Raw genomic sequence first — 19,799 nt, forward strand, 5'->3', positions numbered from 1 at the left:
CCTGGACCAAACACGTTACCGATGAAGCCACCCTCGCTGGCCTGACCGACTCGGCCAAGGCCCAGATGGCCGCCGCTGCCCAATCCAAAGATCTGGATGGCTGGCTGATCACCCTGGAATTTCCCAGCTACTACGCGGTGATGACCTACGCCCACGACCGCGCGCTGCGTGAAGAAGTCTACGCGGCCTACTGCACCCGCGCGTCGGACCAAGGCCCGAACGCCGGTCAGAACGATAACGGCCCGGTGATGGAACAGATCCTCGATTTGCGTCAGGAGCTGGCCAAGCTGTTGGGTTATGCCTCGTTCTCCGAATTGAGCCTGGCCACCAAGATGGCCGAGTCCAGCGACCAGGTGCTGAGCTTTCTGCGCGACCTGGCCAAGCGCAGCAAACCGTTTGCCGCCCAGGACCTGCAACAGCTCAAGGCCTATGCCGCCGAACAAGGTTGCGCCGACCTGCAAAGCTGGGACAGCGGCTTCTACGGCGAAAAACTGCGTGAGCAGCGCTACAGCGTGTCCCAGGAAGCCCTGCGCGCCTACTTCCCCATCGACAAGGTGCTGGGCGGCCTGTTCGCCATTGTGCAGCGCCTGTACGGCATCGAAATCGCCGAGCAAAAGGGCTTCGATACCTGGCACCCGGATGTCCGCCTGTTTGAAATCAAGGAAAACGGCCAGCACGTCGGCCGCTTCTTCTTTGACCTGTACGCCCGCGCCAACAAGCGTGGCGGCGCCTGGATGGACGGCGCCCGCGACCGTCGTCGCAAGGTCGACGGCGTATTGCAAAGCCCGGTGGCCAACCTGGTGTGCAACTTCACCCCGGCCGACAGCGGCAAGCCTGCCCTGCTGACCCACGATGAAGTCACCACCCTGTTCCACGAATTCGGCCATGGCCTGCACCACCTGCTGACCCGCGTTGACCACGCTGGCGTCTCCGGCATCAACGGCGTGGCCTGGGATGCGGTGGAGCTGCCGAGCCAGTTCATGGAGAACTGGTGCTGGGAGCCCGAAGGCCTGGCGCTGATTTCCGGCCATTACGAGACCGGCGAACCGCTGCCTCAGGACCTGCTGGAAAAAATGCTCGCGGCGAAGAACTTCCAGTCCGGCCTGATGATGGTGCGTCAGCTGGAGTTCTCGCTGTTTGACTTTGAACTGCACGCCACCCACGGCGATGGCCGCAGCGTGGCCCAGGTGCTCGAAGGCGTTCGCGATGAAGTCTCGGTGATGCGCCCGCCGGCCTACAACCGCTTCCCCAACAGCTTTGCGCACATCTTTGCCGGGGGTTACGCGGCGGGTTACTACAGCTACAAGTGGGCCGAAGTGTTGTCCGCCGATGCCTTCTCCAAGTTCGAAGAAGAAGGCGTGCTCAATGCCGAAACCGGCCGCGCCTTCCGCGAAGCCATCCTGGCCCGTGGCGGTTCCCAGGCACCGATGGTGCTGTTCGTCGACTTCCGCGGCCGTGCGCCGTCGATTGACGCCCTCTTGCGCCACAGCGGCCTGAGTGAGGAAGCGGCAGCATGAGCGAAGGGCCTGTGATCACCAAAAAGCAATTTATCGCCGGGGCGGTCTGCCCGGCGTGCAGCGAGCCGGACAAGTTGAAGATGTGGACCGAGGACAGCGTGCCGCACCGTGAGTGTGTGGCGTGCGGGTATACCGACACATTGAATGACCAGGGTTTGTCGGTGCCCAAGGAATTGGGCACGCGGGTCAATACTTCGGCGCTCAAAGCCCCGGCCGATCCCAAGGTTCAGGCGGTGCAGTTCTTCCCAAACCCCAAGTTGAAAAAAGACTAAAGCCAATACACAAAACCAAATGTGGGAGGGGGCAAGCCCCCTCCCACATTTTTTTGCCCGTGTTTATTCGACTTAGGTCGCTGAAACGATTCCCTTCATCCTTAGCCTGCTATCATTTGTTACTGTTGATTGCCAAGCCGCTCCCCAGAAGCGGCTGGCAAACCCGTGACCCCATGATGAGGTGCCCCATGTCTGATCAAGATCAAGACAACCCGCGGCGTGACTTTTTGCGCAAATCCTTGACCTTGATCCCCGTGGTCACGGTAGCCAGCACCGGCCTTGGCGGCTCAATGCTGATGGCCACACCCGAGCCGGCCCAGGCCGCTCCCACCCAGCCTGCGGCCAGTGACAAAGCCTACGAGCCCACGTATTTCACCGCCGAAGAATGGGCGTTTATCAACGCCGCCGTCGCCCAACTGATCCCCGCCGATGCCCAAGGGCCTGGCGCCTTGGAAGCCGGTGCACCGGAATACATCGATCGCCAGATGAACACCCCGTACGCCAGTGGCGCGTTGTGGTTCATGCAAGGCCCGTTCAATGCCGACGCGCCGCCGGAGATGGGTTGGCAGTCCAAGCTGGTGCCCAAGGAGATCTACCGCCTGGGCATCGCTGCCACGGATGCTTGGTCAAAAGCCTTCAATGGTAAAACTTTTGCTGCGCAAGACAGCGCTACCCGAGACGATATGTTGCGCAGATTGGAAGCTGGCGGCAGCGAAGTGACTGCGCATTTCGACGCGGTGCCGCCGAAGATTTTCTTCAACCTGTTGCTGCAAAACACCAAGGAAGGCTTCTTCTGCGACCCGATCCACGGGGGCAACAAGGGCATGGTTGGCTGGACCATGATCGGCTTCCCCGGCGCCCGCGCCGACTTTATGGACTGGGTTGAACGCAACGAGCAATACCCCTTCCCGGCCGTTTCCATTCGCGGCGAGAGGGCATAAACGTGGCGACCATCATGAAGAAAGTAGACGCGGTGATCGTAGGTTTCGGCTGGACCGGCGCGATCATGGCCAAGGAGCTGACGGAAGCGGGCTTGAACGTGGTAGCGCTGGAGCGTGGCCCGATGCAGGACACCTACCCGGACGGCAACTATCCCCAGGTCATCGACGAATTGACCTACAGCGTGCGTAAAAAGCTCTTCCAGGACATTTCCAAAGAGACGGTAACCATTCGCCATAGCGTGAATGACGTTGCCCTGCCTAACCGTCAGTTGGGTGCGTTTTTACCGGGCAATGGTGTGGGCGGCGCGGGCCTGCACTGGTCCGGCGTACATTTTCGTGTCGACCCGATCGAGCTGCGCATGCGCAGCCATTACGAAGAGCGCTACGGCAAGCACTTCATTCCCAAGGACATGACCATCCAGGACTTCGGCGTGAGCTATGAAGAACTGGAACCGTTTTTCGACTATGCCGAAAAAGTCTTCGGCACCTCGGGCCAGGCTTGGACCGTGAAAGGTCAACTGGTCGGAGAAGGCCGCGGCGGCAACCCTTATGCGCCGGACCGCTCCAACCCATTCCCATTGGAAGCACAGAAAAACACCGTTTCCGCACAGCTGTTTCAGAAGGCCGCTGCGGATGTTGGCTATAAGCCCTACAACCTGCCATCCGCCAATACCTCGGGGCCCTACACCAACCCCTACGGCGCACAGATGGGCCCGTGCAACTTCTGCGGCTTTTGCAGTGGCTACGTTTGCTACATGTACTCCAAGGCTTCGCCGAATGTGAACATCCTGCCGGCGCTGCGCCAGGTGCCGAACTTTGAGTTGCGGCCCAATTCCCATGTGCTCAAGGTCAACCTCGACAGCACCAAGAGCAAGGCCACCGGTGTGACCTACGTCGATGCCCAAGGCCGTGAGATTGAGCAACCGGCGGACCTGGTGATCCTCGGCGCATTCCAGTTCCACAACGTGCGTTTGATGCTGCTGTCGGGCATCGGCAAGCCCTACGACCCGATCACCAATGAAGGCGTGGTGGGCAGGAACTTCGCCTACCAGAACATGGCCACCATCAAGGCGTTCTTCGACAAGGACACCCACACCAACAACTTCATCGGTGCGGGCGGCAACGGCGTGGCCATGGACGATTTCAACGCCGACAACTTCGACCACGGGCCCCACGGCTTTGTGGGCGGCTCGCCGATGTGGGTCAACCAGGCCGGCAGCCGACCGATTGCCGGTACGTCCAACCCACCGGGCACGCCGGCCTGGGGTAGCGCCTGGAAGCGCGCCACTGCCGATTACTATACCCACCAAGTGTCGATGGATGCCCATGGCGCCCATCAATCCTACCGGGGCAACTACCTCGATCTGGACCCGGTGTACCGTGATGCCTACGGCCTGCCGCTGTTGCGGATGACGTTCGACTGGCAGGAAAACGACATCAAGATGAACCGCTTCATGGTCGAGAAAATGGGTAAGGTCGCCGAGGCGATGAACCCCAAGGCCATTGCCGTGCTCGGCAAAAAGGTCGGTGAGCACTTCAATACCGCGTCGTACCAGACCACCCACCTTAACGGTGGCGCGATCATGGGGACCGACCCGAAAACCAGTGCCTTGAACCGTTACCTGCAGTGCTGGGATGTGCACAACGTGTTTGTTCCAGGCGCGTCCGCTTTCCCACAAGGCCTGGGCTACAACCCTACGGGCCTGGTGGCGGCGCTGACCTACTGGTCGGCCCGCGCGATCCGCGAGCAGTACCTGAAAAACCCCGGCCCACTGGTTCAGGCATAAGGAGCGATGACCATGAAAGCATTTGTTATCGCCTCCCTGGCGTTGTTCAGCAGCTGCTCAGTCAGCGCCGCAGAAACCGACCTGATCAAGCAGGGTGAATACCTGGCGCGTGCCGGGGACTGCGTGGCTTGCCACACCGCCAAGGGCGGTAAACCCTTTGCCGGCGGGCTGCCGATGGAAACGCCGATTGGCGTGATCTATTCCACCAACATCACCCCGGACAAGACGGGCCTGGGCGACTACAGCTTCGAGGACTTCGACAAAGCCGTGCGCCATGGCGTCGCCAAAAACGGTAGTACGCTTTACCCAGCGATGCCCTACCCGTCTTACGCGCGGGTCAGTGAAAACGACATGCAGGCGCTGTACGCGTACTTCATGAAGGGCGTGGAGCCCGTTGCTCAGGAGAACAAGGATAGCGACATCCCGTGGCCCTTGAGCATGCGCTGGCCGTTGGCGGCGTGGCGTTGGATGTTTGCACCAGCGGTTGCGGACCATCAGCCTGTGGCCGATACCGACCCCGTGATCAGCCGTGGCGCCTACCTGGTGGAAGGCCTTGGCCACTGCGGCGCGTGTCATACGCCGCGGGCCCTGACCATGCAGGAAAAGGCCCTGAGTGCCACCGATGGCAATGCGTTTCTGTCCGGCAGTGCACCGTTGGAAGGCTGGATTGCAAAAAGCCTGCGCGGCGACCACAAGGACGGCCTGGGCAGTTGGAGCGAAGAGCAACTGGTGCAGTTCCTCAAGACCGGTCGCAGCGATCGCAGTGCGGTGTTTGGTGGCATGAGCGATGTGGTGGTGCACAGCATGCAATACATGTCGCAGGACGACCTGACCGCTATCGCGCGCTACCTCAAGAGCTTGCCGGCGGTGGACCCGAAGGACGCGCCGCATCAGTACGACAAAAAAGTGGCAGAAGCGTTATGGAAGGGCGATGACCGTCAGCGTGGTGCCTCGGTGTATATCGACAACTGCGCGGCTTGCCACCGCACCGATGGCCATGGTTACACGCGGGTGTTCCCGGCGCTGGCGGGCAACCCGGTGGTGCAGACAGCAGACGCTACGTCGTTGATCAACATCGTGTTGAAGGGCGGCACCTTGCCGGCCACTCACACGGCGCCGTCCACCTTCACCATGCCGGCGTTTGCGTGGCGGCTGTCGGACCAGGAAGTGGCGGATGTGGTGAGTTTCATCCGTGGCAGTTGGGGGAACATGGGGGCTCCTGTGAATGCTGTCGAAGTGTCGAAGTTACGTGAAGACAGTTCGGTGCATAATGGAGACGTGACAGGTAAGTAATAAAGTGACCGGTCTATATCGACGTGTTGATATAGACCGGTTAAAAATAGCGGCGTGGCGTTTAATTCAGTAATTACTCTGCAGGAGTCAGTACTGCGAGCGCCGCTTTAGTCCGTATTCAACGGCCGCACGTCTTGGCAAAAAGATTGGCCATGTTCAAAAAAAGCTGTTTGTCCTCTTCATCTTCGTCGCCATCATTGTCAAGGTCGGTAGGCGAAGACGTCGTGTCGTAGTTGCCATCTTTCTTTGAAGAAGATGCATACATGGCAAAGGAAAGTTCACCATTGCTAAAGCGCTCAAGTAATATTTCCGGGCTGTTATCTTTTTCAAAGTCTTCACACGAAAGACGCAGTTCATCCTGAGACATAATGTACCTATTTGTTTAACTTGAGTGGAGCGAGATCATAGCGGCCGTAGATTGGATGAATCCATTTTTCCTGTGTTAAGAATAATTTCTTAATTCTGATCGAATAATGGTTATATGTTTAAACATTGTTGAGTTGTCGTGTTTTCTGCTTTCACAGGTGCTTGGCGCAATGCCAAGTGCCGAACGGTGCTGGTCGAACAAAGGCTTCTGGAATACTGTATATAAATACAGTCACAGGAGTTCGATCATGACGTGTCCCCTGCCTCCCCGTGGGCGTGGTACCGCCACCAACCTGCATAACCGCTTTGCGCCCACTGTCAGCCTGGCCGAGGATGACGGCTGGTATCAGGAAGTGCCACCGACCCAGGGCACCGAGGTGCGGATCGAAACGGCCAAGAGCATCATCACCCGCAACAACTCGCCGGACCTGCCGTTCGACCGTTCAATCAATCCCTACCGTGGATGTGAGCATGGTTGTATCTACTGCTATGCACGGCCCAGCCATGCCTATTGGGACCTGTCGCCAGGGCTGGATTTCGAAACCAAGCTCATCGCCAAGACCAACGCCGCCGACGTGCTGGAGCAGCAATTGTCGAAGCCGGGCTACGTGTGTGCCCCGATCAACCTGGGCTCCAATACCGACCCGTACCAACCCATAGAGCGTGAATACAGGATCACCCGGCAAACCCTGGAGGTGCTGCTGCGCTACCGGCACCCCGTGACCATCATCACCAAGGGCTCGCTGATCTTGCGCGACCTCGACCTGCTCACGGAACTGGCCCGGCAACGGCTGGTGGCGGTGATGATCAGCCTCACCAGCCTGGACGACGAACTCAAGCGCATCCTGGAGCCACGCACGGCGGCGCCTAAGGCGCGGTTGCGGGCGATACGGGTGATGCGCGAGGCGGGTATCCCGGTGGGCGTGCTGTGCTCGCCGATGATTCCGATGATCAACGACAGCGAGTTGGAGAGCCTGCTTGCAGAGGCTCACGCAGCCGGTGCGCAAAGTGCCGCATACATGATGCTGCGCCTGCCGTTGGAAGTGGCGCCTTTGTTCGAGGAGTGGCTGGGGGCCCATTACCCGCAGCGCGCGGCCCATGTGATGAGCCTGGTTCGTCAGGTGCGCGGCGGCGAGGTGTACGACAGTCGCTTTGGCGTGCGCATGCGGGGTGAGGGCCCCTTTGCCGATTTGCTCGCCCAGCGATTCAGCAAGGCGATCAAGCGCCTGGGGCTGAATCGGCGAGAAGGGTTCGATCTGGATTGCACCGCGTTTTGTCCGCCGGGCAGACAGATGGCATTGTTGTAGACTTATCGGAAAGGCGCACTGTTCTTGTAGGAATAGTCTCACTTTGATATCACTGAAACCCGCGTTCTAGAGCGGTCCATTCAGTTTGAGTTAAGTTTCGGTGGTTACCTTGCTCAGCGAGTGACTGACGAGTCGACAGCCCGATTGGTGGCGTTTTACAACTAATCCACTGGCCTGGCGTCGAACTGACCTGAACACTCCCCTGCATTAATTCAAGAGGATGAATCATGAGTGATAAGGATAAACAGCCGTTGGCTGCGTCGGCTTCAGCCCCTCAGGTGGCGGAAACCGCCGATGCAGCGCTGCAGCATATCGTTGACGGTTTTTTGCATTTCCATCACGACGTCTTCCCTCAGCAGGAAGAACTCTTCAAGAAACTCGCCACGGCCCAGAGCCCGCGCGCGATGTTCATCACCTGTGCCGATTCGCGCATCGTGCCTGAGTTGATCACCCAAAGTTCCCCGGGCGACCTGTTCGTAACCCGTAATGTGGGCAATGTGGTACCGCCCTATGGCCAGATGAACGGTGGCGTTTCCACCGCGATTGAATACGCCGTGCTGGCCCTGGGCGTGCAGCACATCATCGTCTGCGGGCACTCTGATTGCGGCGCCATGCGCGCAGTGCTCAACCCTGACAGTCTGGAGAAGATGCCCACGGTCAAGGCCTGGCTGCGGCACGCCGAGGTCGCCAAGACCATGGTCCACGACAATTGCGACTGCGCCAATGAAGGCGAGAGCATGAAGGTGCTGACTGAAGAAAACGTCATCGCCCAACTGCAACATTTGCGCACCCATCCTTCGGTGGCTTCGCGCATGGCCAATGGTCATTTGTTTATCCACGGTTGGATCTACAACATCGAGACCAGCGAAATCCGCGCCTACGATGCGGATCGGTCCGAGTTCCGACCGTTAGGCGGCGAAGGCCCCATTCCCTCCGCGACGCCTAAAGCGCGCTTCTAAAACACTTCCCTGCCGGGTAAAGCGGTGGCTGCCATGGATGCAGCCAGGCTTTGCCGCGCCCGGCGAATGCCTCGGGAGAGTCATCATGCGTGCTGCTCAATTGAAAGCTGTAATACCTCGGGAGCTGCTCGCCTCGGTGGTGGTGTTTCTGGTTGCCCTGCCCCTGTGCATGGGCATTGCGATCGCGTCTGGCATGCCGCCGGCCAAAGGACTGATTACCGGCATTATCGGTGGCTTGGTAGTGGGTTGGCTGGCGGGGTCGCCCTTGCAGGTCAGTGGCCCTGCCGCAGGTTTGGCGGTGTTGGTGTTCGAGCTGGTGCGTCAGCACGGCATGCTGATGCTAGGGCCGATCCTGCTGCTGGCGGGTTTCCTGCAACTGGTGGCGGGGCGTCTGCGCCTGGGCTGCTGGTTCCGCGTCACTGCGCCAGCAGTGGTGTATGGCATGTTGGCAGGCATCGGCGTGCTGATCGTGTTGTCGCAGATCCATGTGATGCTCGATGGCGTGCCTAAGCCTTCGGGGCTGGATAACCTGGCGGGCTTTCCGGCGGCAGTGGCCCAAGCCATTCCGAGCCTGGGTTGGCAGGCAGGCTTGCTCGGATTATCGACGATGCTGGTGATGTACCTGTGGGACAAATTGCGCCCGCAAGCGCTGCGCTTCGTGCCGGGAGCGTTACTGGGCGTGGGCCTGACCACGGTGGTCAGCTTGCTGTTGGCCTTGCAGGTCAAGCGTGTGGACGTCCCGGAAAACCTGGCCGATGCCATCGATTGGTTGCGCCCCAGCGACCTGCTGAACCTGGCCGATCCCCAGCTATTGATCGCCGCATTCGCGGTGGCCTTTATCGCCAGCGCCGAAACCCTGCTTTCTGCGGCAGCCGTGGACCGCATGCACAGCGGCCAGCGCTCTGATTTCGACAAGGAGCTGTCCGCCCAGGGTGTGGGCAATATGCTCTGCGGCTTGGTGGGCGCGCTGCCGATGACGGGCGTGATCGTGCGCAGTTCGGCCAACGTACAGGCTGGCGCCACCACGCGTCTGTCGGCGATGTTCCATGGCCTGTGGCTGCTGGCATTCGTGCTGTTGCTGTCGAGCGTGCTGCAAAGCATTCCGGTGGCGAGCCTGGCGGGCGTGTTGGTGTACACCGGGATCAAGCTGGTGGATGTGAAAGCGTTCAAGGCGTTGGGGCGCTATGGGCGTATGCCAATGTTTACCTATGCGGCCACTGCGCTGGCGATCATCTTCACGGACCTGCTGACCGGCGTGTTGGTGGGCTTCGGGCTGACGCTGGTCAAGCTGGCGCTCAAGGCTTCACGTTTGAAGGTGAGCCTGGTGGATCTGCCTCAGGACGGCGAGATGGAGTTGCGATTGATCGGCGCGGCGACCTTTTTGAAAGTGCCGGCGCTGACCAAGGTGTTGTCGACGGTGCCAGCGGGTACCACGTTGCATGTACCGCTGAACAACCTGAGTTACATCGACCATTCCTGCCTGGAGCTTCTGGAGGAGTGGGGTCGGGCCAATGCGTCGAAAGGCTCGAAGCTGGTGATTGAAGCGCGAGGGTTGAAGCGTCGGTTGGAAGGTCGGGTGCGTACCACCACTGGAATTGGCTCAGCGCCTGCAACAGGCTGACGAAACCGGATCAGAAATGTGGGAGGGGGCTTGCCCCCGATTGCGGTGTATCAGTGTCAGATGTGCTGACTGACACTGCGCTATCGGGGGCAAGCCCCCTCCCACATTTGCTCTCTAATCGGTCTGGAGAGTCAGGCCGGCTGATCCAGCGCCAACTCCACGCCCAATTGGCGCGACAGGCATGGCCAGCGTTTCCACGCGGCTTCCGTGTCCGGGCTCTTGAGCGTTTCGCGGTAAGCCTCGACCGACTCCAGCGCAAAGCTGTCTTCGTTCAACATTTCGTCCACTGCCAAATGCACCGCTTCATCCAATTGGTTGGCAAATTCTTCGCCAATCAGCTGGTGGGCAATCAAGTTGGCCACGGTGGTGTCCGCCGGAATCAACGGCTGACCAAAGTGCTTGATGTACAGGTCGTTGACCTCTTCCACCAGGCGGTGGGCCAGGTAGGCCTCATCCAGCAGGCCGTCGAGTCCTACATGGCCAGCCAGGATAGCGGGTGGTTGCAGGAAGAAATGCTCGGCTATTTTCAGCACCGGCTTGATCTGGCTTTCGATGCCGGCCTCGCGGGCCACGTCGTTGGCAGCGTCCAGCAGGTCAGGGACCAGGTCGATGTAGGCAGTGACGAAGCGGGTCATGACAATGTTGCGATCACCGTCAGCCAGGGAGATGGCCGAATGCAGGTGCGGCAATTGGGTTTCCAGTTGCTGGGCAAGCTGGCCCGTGCTGGCTTCGTGTTGATGGGCACGGGAAATCTGCTCGCGCAATGCGGCGGTGTTCATGAAGGCTCCAGTGATGCAGGCGTAGGAAAAGGGAGAGGATAAGGTAGCTCGTTTATACGAGGGCCTAAGACGCATTTGTCATAATTATTTCATGGTTATGCGCCCGCGTTATATCGAATTGCCATCGTTCGTCGGATAAACGATTCCGCTCCCGGTTTTATTGGCTCCGCCTGTCTGTTTTTGCTCATTTGTCCCTACACATTGCGGGGTTGCAGACCCTGTCTATACTCGGATTTGTACGCAATTAGCTGATGACGCCAGACTGCATAAGCAGGTGAGGCTAAGCGGTTGTAAGCAGTTTGGAAGCCGCTCCCTTCGACGCAGGTGCAAACCGGCGGGATAACAAGAACGATAAGGGGAACCCGCAATGACGCGACATCCACAAGTTTGGATGGGCCTCCTGTTGTGGTCGGTATTCGGCCAGGCGCACGCCGCCTGGACAACGAATATGGCGCCAGGTGCTACAGAAGTCAGTCACGCCGTGTTTGATCTGCACATGACCATTTTCTGGATCTGTGTGGTGATCGGCATTGTCGTGTTTGGCGCGATGTTCTGGTCGATGATCCTGCACCGCCGCTCTACGGGCCAGGTGGCGGCCAAGTTCCACGAGAGCACCACCGTGGAAATCCTCTGGACCGTAGTGCCCTTGCTGATCCTGATCGCGATGGCCGTTCCGGCAACCAAGACCCTGATCAATATCTACGACAGCAGTGAATCGGATATCGATATCCAGGTCACCGGCTATCAGTGGAAGTGGCACTACAAATACCTGGGGCAGGACGTGGAGTTCTTCAGCAACCTGGCCACGCCCGCCGAACAAATTCATAACCAGGCCACCAAGGGCGAGCATTACCTGCTGGAGGTCGACCAGCCGCTGGTGCTGCCGGTGGGGGCCAAGGTGCGCTTTCTGGTAACGGCTGCCGACGTGATCCACTCCTGGTGGGTGCCGGCCTTTGCGGTCAAGCGCGACGCCATCCCAGGGTTCGTCAACGAAGCGTGGACACGTATCGAGAAGCCCGGCATCTACCGTGGCCAGTGCGCCGAACTGTGCGGCAAGGATCACGGCTTCATGCCGATCGTGGTAGAGGTCAAGTCCAAGGCCGACTACGACACCTGGCTCGGCGAGCGCAAGGAAGAGGCTGCCAAGCTTAAAGAGCTGACCTCCAAAGAGTGGACCCTCGAAGAGCTGGTGGCTCGTGGCGACAAGGTCTACCACACCACCTGCGTCGCCTGTCATCAGGCTGAGGGTCAGGGCCTGCCGCCGATGTTCCCGGCGCTCAAGGGCTCGAAAATCGCCACCGGGCCTGCGGCCGATCACCTGAGCATTGTCTATCACGGCAAGCCAGGTACCGCGATGGCCGCCTTCGGTAAGCAACTCTCGGAAGTGGATATCGCCGCCGTGGTGACCTACGAGCGCAACGCCTGGGGCAACAACAAAGGCGACATGGTCACGCCTAAAGACGTGCTGGCCATCAAGCAGGCGGAAAGCAAATGACCTATTTCAAGGCGTTCAACCTTACCCGCCCCGCCCACTCGCTTGCAGGAGAACGGCCATGAGCACTGTGATCGATGACCATGGTCACGCCGACCATGCCCACGGCCCCGCCAAAGGCCTGATGCGCTGGGTGCTGACTACCAACCACAAAGATATCGGCACGATGTACCTGTGGTTCGCCTTCGCCATGTTCCTGCTGGGCGGCTCGTTCGCCATGGTGATCCGTGCCGAGCTGTTCCAGCCTGGCTTGCAGATCGTGGAGCCGGCGTTCTTCAACCAGATGACCACCATGCACGGTCTGATCATGGTGTTCGGCGCGGTGATGCCCGCGTTTGTCGGCCTGGCCAACTGGATGATCCCGCTGATGATCGGCGCGCCGGACATGGCACTGCCGCGCATGAACAACTTCAGTTTTTGGCTGTTACCCGCGGCGTTCCTGTTGCTGGTGTCCACATTGTTCAGTCCAGGTGGGGGGCCGAACTTCGGTTGGACCTTCTACGCCCCGCTCTCCACCACCTACGCGCCGGAAAGCGTGACCTTCTTCATCTTTGCCATCCACCTGATGGGCATCAGTTCGATCATGGGTGCGATCAACGTCGTCGCCACCATCCTCAACCTGCGCGCGCCCGGCATGACCCTGATGAAAATGCCACTGTTCGTGTGGACCTGGTTGATCACCGCGTTCCTGCTGATCGCGGTAATGCCGGTGCTGGCGGGCTGCGTGACCATGATGCTGATGGACATCCACTTCGGCACCAGCTTCTTCAGTGCAGCCGGCGGCGGTGACCCGGTGCTGTTCCAGCATGTGTTCTGGTTTTTCGGCCACCCCGAGGTGTACATCATGATCCTGCCGGCCTTTGGCGCCGTCAGCTCGATCATCCCCACCTTCTCGCGCAAGCCGCTGTTCGGCTATACCTCGATGGTCTACGCCACGGCGAGCATCGCGTTCCTGTCGTTCATCGTGTGGGCGCACCATATGTTCGTGGTGGGCATCCCGCTGGTGGGCGAGTTGTTCTTCATGTACGCCACGCTGCTGATCGCCGTGCCCACTGGGGTGAAAGTGTTCAACTGGGTCAGCACCATGTGGCAAGGCTCGCTGACCTTCGAGACGCCAATGTTGTTCGCGGTGGCGTTCGTGATTTTGTTCACTATCGGCGGTTTTTCCGGGCTGATGCTGGCGATTGCCCCGGCGGACTTCCAGTACCACGACACCTACTTTGTGGTGGCGCACTTCCATTACGTACTGGTGCCCGGTGCGATCTTTGGCATCTTCGCCTCGGCCTACTACTGGCTGCCGAAATGGACCGGCCACATGTACGACGAAACCCTGGGCAAGCTGCACTTCTGGCTGTCTTTCGTGGGCATGAACATGGCGTTCTTCCCGATGCACTTCGTGGGGCTGGCGGGCATGCCGCGCCGGGTGCCTGACTACAACCTGCAGTTCGCCGACTTCAACATGGTGTCGTCGATTGGCGCCTTCATGTTTGGCGCTACGCAGATCTTCTTCCTGTTTATCGTGATCAAGTGCATTCGTGGCGGCCCGCCGGCACCGGCCAAGCCGTGGGATGGGGCTGAGGGGTTGGAGTGGAGTGTGCCGTCGCCTGCGCCGTATCACACGTTTACTACGCCGCCGGAGGTGAAATGAACACTCTATGGGGCTGTGAACACCGTCAATGTGGGAGCGGGCTTGCTCGCGAAAGCGGTGTATCAGCCGCCACAAGCAGTGCCTGGCAAGCCGCCTTCGCGAGCAAGCCCGCTCCCACATTGACCGAGTTCGCTTTGGGTGAGCGCCATGGCTGACTCCGTGCCCCTCAAGCGCCTCGTCACCCGACTGCTGATACTGGTAGTCGCCATGTTCGCCTTCGGCTTCGCCCTGGTGCCGATCTACGACGTGATGTGCAAGGCCTTCGGCATCAATGGCAAGACCGCCGGGCAGTACGAGGGCTCGCAAGTGGTGGACCCGTCGCGCCAAGTGCGCGTGCAGTTCCTGTCCACCAATGCCATCGATATGGTCTGGGACTTTTATGCCAAGGCCGATGAAGTGGTGGTCAATCCGGGCGCAGTGACCGAGATGCTGTTCGTGGCCTACAACCCCACCGATAAACCCATGACCGCCCAGGCCGTCCCGAGTATTTCTCCCGCCGAAGCGGCGATGTATTTCCACAAGACCGAATGCTTTTGCTTCACCCAACAGGTGCTGCAGCCGGGCCAGCGTATCGAAATGCCCGTACGTTTTATTGTCGACCGCGACATGCCCAAGGATGTGAAGCATTTGACCCTGGCGTACACGCTGTTTGATATCACTGCGCGCCAGCCGCCGGTGGCTGCCCACACGGGCGGCTAGCTACTGTTTGCCCCCTCAATCAGGAGAGCGAATACATGTCGTCTCATGATACGTACTACGTACCAGCGCAAAGCAAATGGCCAATAATTGCCACGTTTGGCCTGTTGATCACCGTGTACGGGTTGGCCGTGTGGTTCAACGACTTGAAGGCGGCACGCCCGGAATCCCACGGTCCGTGGATCTTTTTTGTGGGCGGGCTGTTGTTGGCCTACATGCTGTTCGGCTGGTTTGGCGCGGTGATCAAGGAAAGCCACGCCGGTTTGTACAGCCCGCAGATGGATCGCTCGTTTCGCTGGGGTATGACCTGGTTCATCTTTTCCGAAGTGATGTTCTTTATTGCCTTCTTCGGTGCGCTGTTTTATGTGCGGCACATGTCGGCGCCCTGGTTGGCGGGCGAAGGCTCAAAAGGCGTTGCGCACATGCTGTGGCCGAACTTCGAATTCGCCTGGCCGTTGCTCAACAACCCCGACCCCAAACTGTACCCGGCGCCGGAAGGCACCATCAGCCCGTGGGGGTTGCCGCTGGTCAACACCATTTTGCTGGTGAGTTCCAGCGTGACCATCACCATCGCCCACCATGCCCTGCGCAAAGGCCATCGCGGCGCGCTGAAGATCTGGTTGGCGATCACGGTGCTGCTGGGCCTGGCGTTTCTCGGGTTTCAGGCCGAGGAATACATCCATGCCTATAAAGAGCTGGGTCTCACGTTGGGCTCAGGCGTGTATGGCGCAACCTTCTTCATGCTGACGGGCTTTCATGGCGCCCACGTGACCATCGGCACAATTATTTTGTTCGTGATGCTGATGCGCATCCTCAAGGGGCATTTCAATGCCGAGCACCAGTTCGGCTTCGAGGCGGCCAGTTGGTATTGGCACTTTGTGGATGTGGTGTGGATTGGGCTGTTCTTCTTCGTTTACGTGCTGTGAGGCGCCTTACCACGGCGCATGAGACACCAGCTGGCCGCTGAAAAAGCCCCAGGTGATCAACGCCAGGGTGATTACGGCCAGCACCACACGCACGGTCAAGGCAGTGACGAGGCGATTGGAGTTGCCCTCGTCCTTGACCAGAAAGAACAAGCCACTGAACAGGCTCACGACGGTCGCGATCAGCATCAGGGCAATAGCGGCTTTGAGCATGATGTAGCTCCAACGGGATGGGCGGGCAATGAAAACAAGTATAGCCAGCACCATGAAACGCTTTCGCCCAGGGCTTGCACCGACACTGGTGGTGTGGGTGCTGCTGCCGTTGATGGTCGGCCTGGGCTTCTGGCAACTGTCTCGTGGCCATGAAAAGCAGCGGTTAGTGGACAGCTACGCCGAACGGCGTGTGGCTGAGCCGGTCAGCGGTGTACAACTCAATGAGCTGGATGACCCGGCCTTTCGCCGTGTGCGTTTGCGCGGGCAGCTCGACGCCGAGCACAGCGTGTTGCTCGACAACCGCATGCGCGACGGCAAGGCGGGAGTGGAGTTGCTGCAACCCTTTCACGACCAGGTCAGCGGCCAGTGGCTGTTGCTCAATCGTGGCTGGCTGCCCTGGCCAGACCGTCGCACCCCGCCCGCCTTCACCACGCCTGGGCAACCCTTGAACCTCGATGCCTGGGTCTACGTCGCCCCTGGTGAAACCTTTCAGTTGCACGCCGACCCGGCGACTGCTCAATGGCCGCGCCTGTTGACCGCGTTGCATCCGGCCGCCCTGTGGGCCGAGCTGGGTCGCACGGGGTTTGCCTACGAACTGCGCGCCGAACCCGGCCCCTTCACATACGACACCACATGGGCGGTAGTCGCCATGGGCCCGGAAAAACACCTGGGGTATGCCGTGCAATGGTTCGCCATGGCGCTGGCGTTGCTGGCGCTTTACCTCTACCTCGGCTGGCACAACACAAAAAAGGAGAAGCCCCATGGGAACGGCCATGAATCCACCCAAGGTGTCTGAGCTGCCAGATCGGCGCAAAGGCCGTTGGCAGTTGATCCTGATCCTGATGATGGTGATCGGCCCGATGGTGCTGGCCACCTTCATGTACAAGTTGCAGTTCTGGGTGCCGGACAGCCGCAGCTACCACGGCCAGATGATCGGCAATGGCCAGACCCGCGCCGATATCGGGGTGCAGGCCGATGAATCGCGCTGGCAACTGCTGGTGACCGCGCCCGCCGCTTGCGCCGCCGACTGCCAGCAACTGGTGTACCTGGCACGCCAGCTGCAAATCGGCCTGGGCCGCGATGCTTCCCGTGCCAGCCACGCCTTGGCCAGTGCGCAACCGGTGAGCAGCGACTACGAGGCCAAGCTCAAGGCCGAATACCCCCAATTGCAACGCTTCGCGCTGGACCTGTCGACCTTCACCCAGAACGCCGCCGCGCCTGGCGAAGCGCAGCTGTGGATCGTCGACCCCCACGGCAACCTGGTGCTGCGCTACGACGCCAAGGTCAAGGGCAAGGACTTGCTCAACGACCTGCGCCACCTGCTGAAACTGTCGAACATCGGATAAGGGCATCGTCATGGCCAAACCTGGATTTCGCCTCGCGTTGTTTGCCACCTTGCTGGCGCTGATCGTCGTGCTGTTGGGCGCCTATACCCGCTTGACCCACGCGGGCCTGGGCTGCCCGGACTGGCCGGGGTGCTACGGCTTTATCGGCGTGCCACAGAGCGAAGCCCAGCTGGCCCATGCCGAACTGCATTTCCCTGACGCGCCGGTGGAGGCCGACAAGGGCTGGGCGGAGATGACCCATCGCTATTTTGCCGGCACCTTGGGCGTGCTGATTGCGTTGCTGGCGGCGCGCTCGTGGCGGCATCGGCGTGATCCGGGCCAGCCGGTGAAGTTGCCCTTGTTTGTGTTGGTGGTGGTGTTCGCCCAGGCCGCGTTCGGCATGTGGACCGTGACGTTGAAGCTGTGGCCGCAAGTGGTCACCGGGCATTTGCTGGGCGGCTTTGCCACCTTGAGCCTGTTGTTTCTGCTGACCTTGCGCTTATCTGGCGTGCTGCCCGCATTGATCGTGCCCAAGCGCCTGCAATATTGGGCCACCGCCGGGTTAGTGCTGGTGATCGGGCAGATTGCGCTGGGGGGCTGGGTCAGCTCCAACTATGCGGCGGTAGCCTGTATCGATTTGCCCACCTGTCATGGGCAGTGGTGGCCGGCCGCAGACTTTGCCAACGGCTTTCACCTGACCCAGCACATCGGCCCCAATTACCTGGGTGGGCAGTTGGACAGCGAGGCGCGTACGGCGATTCACCTGACCCATCGCGTGGGTGCCGTGGTGGTTTCGCTGGTGCTGCTGGGCCTGGCCTGGCAGCTCAAGGGAGTGGGTATGACGCGCCTGGCAGGCTTGCTGTTGATCGCCCTGGCCGCACAAATCTGCCTGGGCTTGAGCAATGTGTATTTCCATCTGCCATTGCCGGTGGCGGTGGCGCATAACGCGGGTGGCGCAGCGTTGTTATTGACGTTGGTGGTGGTCAATTACCACGCCCGCACCAGCCTGGTCCGGGTGCGTAACCAATTGCCGTTCGGCTGGCGCTTCATCCCGCGCAAACACGTATCGGGCCTCATCACCCTTAAAGGAGAGACGCCATGGCGACCTTGATCGGCGCACGGCACGAGCGAGCGATCTGGCGCGACTATCTGGAACTGACCAAGCCGAAAGTGGTGGTGCTGATGCTCATCACGTCGCTGGTAGGGATGTTCCTTGCGACCCGCGCCGGAGTGCCGTGGACGGTGCTGGTGTTCGGCAATTTGGGTATTGCCCTGTGTGCCGGTGGGGCGGCAGCGGTCAACCATGTGGTGGACCGGCGGATCGATGCGGTGATGGCGCGTACGCACAAGCGGCCTTTGGCAGAGGGGCGCGTGTCGCCTGTGGCGGCGTTGGCTTTTGCGTTGTTTTTGGCAATTGCGGGACTCGCCCTGCTGCTGGCATTTACCAACCCCCTGGCGGCGTGGCTTACATTGGCTTCGCTGCTGGGTTATGCGGTGATCTACACCGGCTTTCTCAAGCGTGCGACGCCGCAGAATATCGTCATCGGCGGCTTGGCCGGTGCGGCGCCGCCGTTGCTGGGGTGGGTCGCGGTCACCGGGCATGTCAGCGCCGAGCCTTTACTGTTGGTGCTGATCATCTTCGCCTGGACCCCACCGCACTTCTGGGCGCTGGCCATTCACCGCAAGGAGGAATACGCCAAGGCCGATATCCCTATGCTGCCGGTCACCCATGGCGAGCACTACACCAAGGTGCATATCCTGCTCTACACCTTCGCCCTACTGGCGGTAAGCCTGATGCCTTATGTGATCCATATGAGCGGTCTGCTTTACCTGGCCTGTGCACTGGTATTGGGCGTGCGCTTTCTGCAATGGGCCTGGGTGTTGTACCGTGGCGGTCGGCCGCACGCGGCGATCAACACCTTCAAGTACTCTATCTGGTACTTGTTGTTGCTGTTTATCGCCCTGCTCGTAGACCACTACCTATTGTTGAACCTATGACCCGAACTCAAAAAACCGTCTTCATCCTGGTGGCCATCGTCGCGTTGATCATGGGCCTGACCGTCAACAAAGTGCTCAGTGGCAAAGGCCAGGGCGACCCCACGGCATTGATCGACGCCGGCATCATCCTGCTGCCCCAGAGCCGCCAACTGCCACCGGTCAGCATGACCAACCAGGACGGCCAGCCAGTAGTGGTCAACGAGTTGAAAGGCAAATGGAGCCTGCTGTTTTTCGGCTACACCTTCTGCCCGGACATCTGCCCCACCACCCTCGCCCAACTGCGCCAGATCAAGAGCGAGCTACCCAAGGACGTTGTGGATAAGTTGCAGGTGATCCTGGTCAGCGTCGACCCGCACCGCGACACGCCGACCCAGCTCAAGCAGTACCTGGGCTACTTCGATCCGCAGTTTGTCGGCCTGACCGGTGCGAATGTGGACGAGGTTCAGAAGGTGTCGAATGCGGTGAGCATTCCGTTTATTCCCGCCGATACCAGCAAGCCGAACTACACCGTGGACCACAGCGGCAACCTGGCGGTGATCGGGCCGGATGGGACGCAGCGTGGGTTTATTCGGGCGCCGTTGAATAACCAGAAGCTAGTCGCGCAGTTGCCGGGCCTGTTACAGCGCAAATAACAGACAACACAAAACAAATGTGGGAGGGGG

Annotated in this window: 20 protein-coding genes; 17 read left to right on the top strand and 3 right to left on the bottom strand. The window is 60.0% G+C overall.

What is annotated here, in order from left to right; all coding sequences use genetic code 11:
• The 5 genes from DYL59_RS22905 to DYL59_RS22925 all read left to right on the top strand — a co-directional run.
• The coding region (locus DYL59_RS22905) for a M3 family metallopeptidase (RefSeq protein ID WP_135291220.1) at positions 1-1,517 on the top strand (1,517 nt) is incomplete at its 5' end.
• The gene (locus DYL59_RS22910; protein ID WP_017528719.1) at positions 1,514-1,789 is read left to right on the top strand and encodes a YheV family putative zinc ribbon protein; all 276 of its coding nucleotides are present in this window, start codon (positions 1,514-1,516) and stop codon (positions 1,787-1,789) included. The genes DYL59_RS22905 and DYL59_RS22910, both read left to right, overlap by 4 nt.
• Positions 1,790-1,977: 188 nt before the next feature.
• Positions 1,978-2,730 carry a gluconate 2-dehydrogenase subunit 3 family protein gene (locus DYL59_RS22915; RefSeq protein WP_135291221.1) on the top strand — a complete coding sequence of 251 codons (753 nt, stop codon included), beginning with the start codon at positions 1,978-1,980 and terminating at the stop codon, positions 2,728-2,730.
• A gap of 2 nt (positions 2,731-2,732) precedes the next feature.
• Positions 2,733-4,517: a GMC family oxidoreductase gene (locus DYL59_RS22920; RefSeq protein ID WP_135291222.1), complete on the top strand. Its 1,785-nt coding sequence runs from the start codon at positions 2,733-2,735 to the stop codon at positions 4,515-4,517.
• Positions 4,518-4,529: 12 nt separating this feature from the next.
• Entirely contained in the window at positions 4,530-5,810 is a 1,281-nt protein-coding gene (locus tag DYL59_RS22925; RefSeq protein WP_135291223.1) for a cytochrome c, read from the top strand.
• A gap of 118 nt (positions 5,811-5,928) precedes the next feature.
• Here the strand turns inward: DYL59_RS22925 and DYL59_RS22930 are convergent, their stop codons facing one another.
• A complete protein-coding gene (locus tag DYL59_RS22930; protein WP_135291224.1) occupies positions 5,929-6,177 on the bottom strand; it encodes a hypothetical protein in 249 nt (82 codons plus the stop codon).
• Positions 6,178-6,424: 247 nt separating this feature from the next.
• Between DYL59_RS22930 and DYL59_RS22935 the strand changes: the two genes are divergently transcribed.
• The 3 genes from DYL59_RS22935 (at position 6,425) to DYL59_RS22945 (ending at position 10,063) form a co-directional block, all read left to right on the top strand.
• The gene (locus DYL59_RS22935; protein ID WP_135291225.1) at positions 6,425-7,483 is read left to right on the top strand and encodes a PA0069 family radical SAM protein; all 1,059 of its coding nucleotides are present in this window, start codon (positions 6,425-6,427) and stop codon (positions 7,481-7,483) included.
• Positions 7,484-7,710: 227 nt separating this feature from the next.
• Positions 7,711-8,442 carry a carbonic anhydrase gene (locus DYL59_RS22940; protein ID WP_135291226.1) on the top strand — a complete coding sequence of 244 codons (732 nt, stop codon included), beginning with the start codon at positions 7,711-7,713 and terminating at the stop codon, positions 8,440-8,442.
• 85 nt (positions 8,443-8,527) lie between these two features.
• Entirely contained in the window at positions 8,528-10,063 is a 1,536-nt protein-coding gene (locus tag DYL59_RS22945; protein WP_135291227.1) for a SulP family inorganic anion transporter, read from the top strand.
• A 131-nt stretch (positions 10,064-10,194) separates the two neighbouring features.
• On the opposite strand, the gene DYL59_RS22950 is transcribed toward DYL59_RS22945, so the two are convergent.
• Positions 10,195-10,842, bottom strand: coding sequence for a hypothetical protein (locus tag DYL59_RS22950; RefSeq protein ID WP_135291228.1), 648 nt, complete (start codon positions 10,840-10,842; stop codon positions 10,195-10,197).
• A 367-nt stretch (positions 10,843-11,209) separates the two neighbouring features.
• Between DYL59_RS22950 and coxB the strand changes: the two genes are divergently transcribed.
• From coxB to DYL59_RS22970, 4 genes are all read left to right on the top strand, one after another.
• Complete coding sequence (gene coxB, locus DYL59_RS22955) at positions 11,210-12,337, top strand: cytochrome c oxidase subunit II (RefSeq protein ID WP_135291229.1); 1,128 nt, start codon at positions 11,210-11,212, stop codon at positions 12,335-12,337.
• A gap of 58 nt (positions 12,338-12,395) precedes the next feature.
• Positions 12,396-13,982, top strand: a complete 1,587-nt coding sequence (gene ctaD, locus DYL59_RS22960; protein ID WP_105521415.1) for a cytochrome c oxidase subunit I — start codon at positions 12,396-12,398, stop codon at positions 13,980-13,982.
• Between the two features lie 147 nt (positions 13,983-14,129).
• A complete protein-coding gene (locus DYL59_RS22965) occupies positions 14,130-14,681 on the top strand; it encodes a cytochrome c oxidase assembly protein (protein ID WP_135291230.1) in 552 nt (183 codons plus the stop codon).
• A gap of 35 nt (positions 14,682-14,716) precedes the next feature.
• Positions 14,717-15,604 (top strand): cytochrome c oxidase subunit 3, encoded by an 888-nt coding sequence (locus DYL59_RS22970; RefSeq protein ID WP_135291231.1) that lies wholly within the window; start codon positions 14,717-14,719, stop codon positions 15,602-15,604.
• A gap of 6 nt (positions 15,605-15,610) precedes the next feature.
• On the opposite strand, the gene DYL59_RS22975 is transcribed toward DYL59_RS22970, so the two are convergent.
• Positions 15,611-15,814 carry a twin transmembrane helix small protein gene (locus DYL59_RS22975; protein WP_012721507.1) on the bottom strand — a complete coding sequence of 68 codons (204 nt, stop codon included), beginning with the start codon at positions 15,812-15,814 and terminating at the stop codon, positions 15,611-15,613.
• Positions 15,815-15,842: 28 nt separating this feature from the next.
• Here DYL59_RS22975 and DYL59_RS22980 point away from each other — a divergent pair, with 28 nt between their 5' ends.
• The 5 genes from DYL59_RS22980 to DYL59_RS23000 are packed head-to-tail and all read left to right on the top strand — an operon-like array spanning position 15,843 to position 19,769.
• Positions 15,843-16,610 carry an SURF1 family protein gene (locus tag DYL59_RS22980; protein WP_135291232.1) on the top strand — a complete coding sequence of 256 codons (768 nt, stop codon included), beginning with the start codon at positions 15,843-15,845 and terminating at the stop codon, positions 16,608-16,610.
• Positions 16,576-17,160, top strand: coding sequence for a hypothetical protein (locus tag DYL59_RS22985; RefSeq protein ID WP_135291233.1), 585 nt, complete (start codon positions 16,576-16,578; stop codon positions 17,158-17,160). Before DYL59_RS22980 ends, DYL59_RS22985 begins: the two co-directional genes overlap by 35 nt.
• Before the next feature lie 10 nt (positions 17,161-17,170).
• Positions 17,171-18,250, top strand: coding sequence for a COX15/CtaA family protein (locus DYL59_RS22990; RefSeq protein ID WP_135291234.1), 1,080 nt, complete (start codon positions 17,171-17,173; stop codon positions 18,248-18,250).
• Positions 18,238-19,137 carry a heme o synthase gene (gene cyoE / locus DYL59_RS22995; protein ID WP_135291235.1) on the top strand — a complete coding sequence of 300 codons (900 nt, stop codon included), beginning with the start codon at positions 18,238-18,240 and terminating at the stop codon, positions 19,135-19,137. Before DYL59_RS22990 ends, cyoE begins: the two co-directional genes overlap by 13 nt.
• Positions 19,134-19,769, top strand: coding sequence for an SCO family protein (locus tag DYL59_RS23000; protein WP_135291236.1), 636 nt, complete (start codon positions 19,134-19,136; stop codon positions 19,767-19,769). Before cyoE ends, DYL59_RS23000 begins: the two co-directional genes overlap by 4 nt.
• Positions 19,770-19,799: the final 30 nt, after the last annotated feature.

This window comes from Pseudomonas kairouanensis (assembly GCF_004682055.1).
Lineage (GTDB): Bacteria > Pseudomonadota > Gammaproteobacteria > Pseudomonadales > Pseudomonadaceae > Aquipseudomonas > Aquipseudomonas kairouanensis.

Excerpts from the sequence above, each read along its gene's own strand:
- DYL59_RS22910 (WP_017528719.1), top strand. The coding sequence starts at position 1,514 with ATGAGCGAAGGGCCTGTGATCACCAAAAAGCAATTTATCGCCGGGGCG.
- DYL59_RS22915 (WP_135291221.1), top strand. The coding sequence starts at position 1,978 with ATGTCTGATCAAGATCAAGACAACCCGCGGCGTGACTTTTTGCGCAAA.
- DYL59_RS22925 (WP_135291223.1), top strand. The coding sequence starts at position 4,530 with ATGAAAGCATTTGTTATCGCCTCCCTGGCGTTGTTCAGCAGCTGCTCA.
- DYL59_RS22930 (WP_135291224.1), bottom strand. The coding sequence starts at position 6,177 with ATGTCTCAGGATGAACTGCGTCTTTCGTGTGAAGACTTTGAAAAAGAT.
- DYL59_RS22935 (WP_135291225.1), top strand. The coding sequence starts at position 6,425 with ATGACGTGTCCCCTGCCTCCCCGTGGGCGTGGTACCGCCACCAACCTG.
- DYL59_RS22940 (WP_135291226.1), top strand. The coding sequence starts at position 7,711 with ATGAGTGATAAGGATAAACAGCCGTTGGCTGCGTCGGCTTCAGCCCCT.
- DYL59_RS22945 (WP_135291227.1), top strand. The coding sequence starts at position 8,528 with ATGCGTGCTGCTCAATTGAAAGCTGTAATACCTCGGGAGCTGCTCGCC.
- DYL59_RS22950 (WP_135291228.1), bottom strand. The coding sequence starts at position 10,842 with ATGAACACCGCCGCATTGCGCGAGCAGATTTCCCGTGCCCATCAACAC.
- coxB (WP_135291229.1), top strand. The coding sequence starts at position 11,210 with ATGACGCGACATCCACAAGTTTGGATGGGCCTCCTGTTGTGGTCGGTA.
- ctaD (WP_105521415.1), top strand. The coding sequence starts at position 12,396 with ATGAGCACTGTGATCGATGACCATGGTCACGCCGACCATGCCCACGGC.
- DYL59_RS22965 (WP_135291230.1), top strand. The coding sequence starts at position 14,130 with ATGGCTGACTCCGTGCCCCTCAAGCGCCTCGTCACCCGACTGCTGATA.
- DYL59_RS22970 (WP_135291231.1), top strand. The coding sequence starts at position 14,717 with ATGTCGTCTCATGATACGTACTACGTACCAGCGCAAAGCAAATGGCCA.
- DYL59_RS22975 (WP_012721507.1), bottom strand. The coding sequence starts at position 15,814 with ATGCTCAAAGCCGCTATTGCCCTGATGCTGATCGCGACCGTCGTGAGC.
- DYL59_RS22980 (WP_135291232.1), top strand. The coding sequence starts at position 15,843 with ATGAAAACAAGTATAGCCAGCACCATGAAACGCTTTCGCCCAGGGCTT.
- DYL59_RS22985 (WP_135291233.1), top strand. The coding sequence starts at position 16,576 with ATGGGAACGGCCATGAATCCACCCAAGGTGTCTGAGCTGCCAGATCGG.
- DYL59_RS22990 (WP_135291234.1), top strand. The coding sequence starts at position 17,171 with ATGGCCAAACCTGGATTTCGCCTCGCGTTGTTTGCCACCTTGCTGGCG.
- cyoE (WP_135291235.1), top strand. The coding sequence starts at position 18,238 with ATGGCGACCTTGATCGGCGCACGGCACGAGCGAGCGATCTGGCGCGAC.
- DYL59_RS23000 (WP_135291236.1), top strand. The coding sequence starts at position 19,134 with ATGACCCGAACTCAAAAAACCGTCTTCATCCTGGTGGCCATCGTCGCG.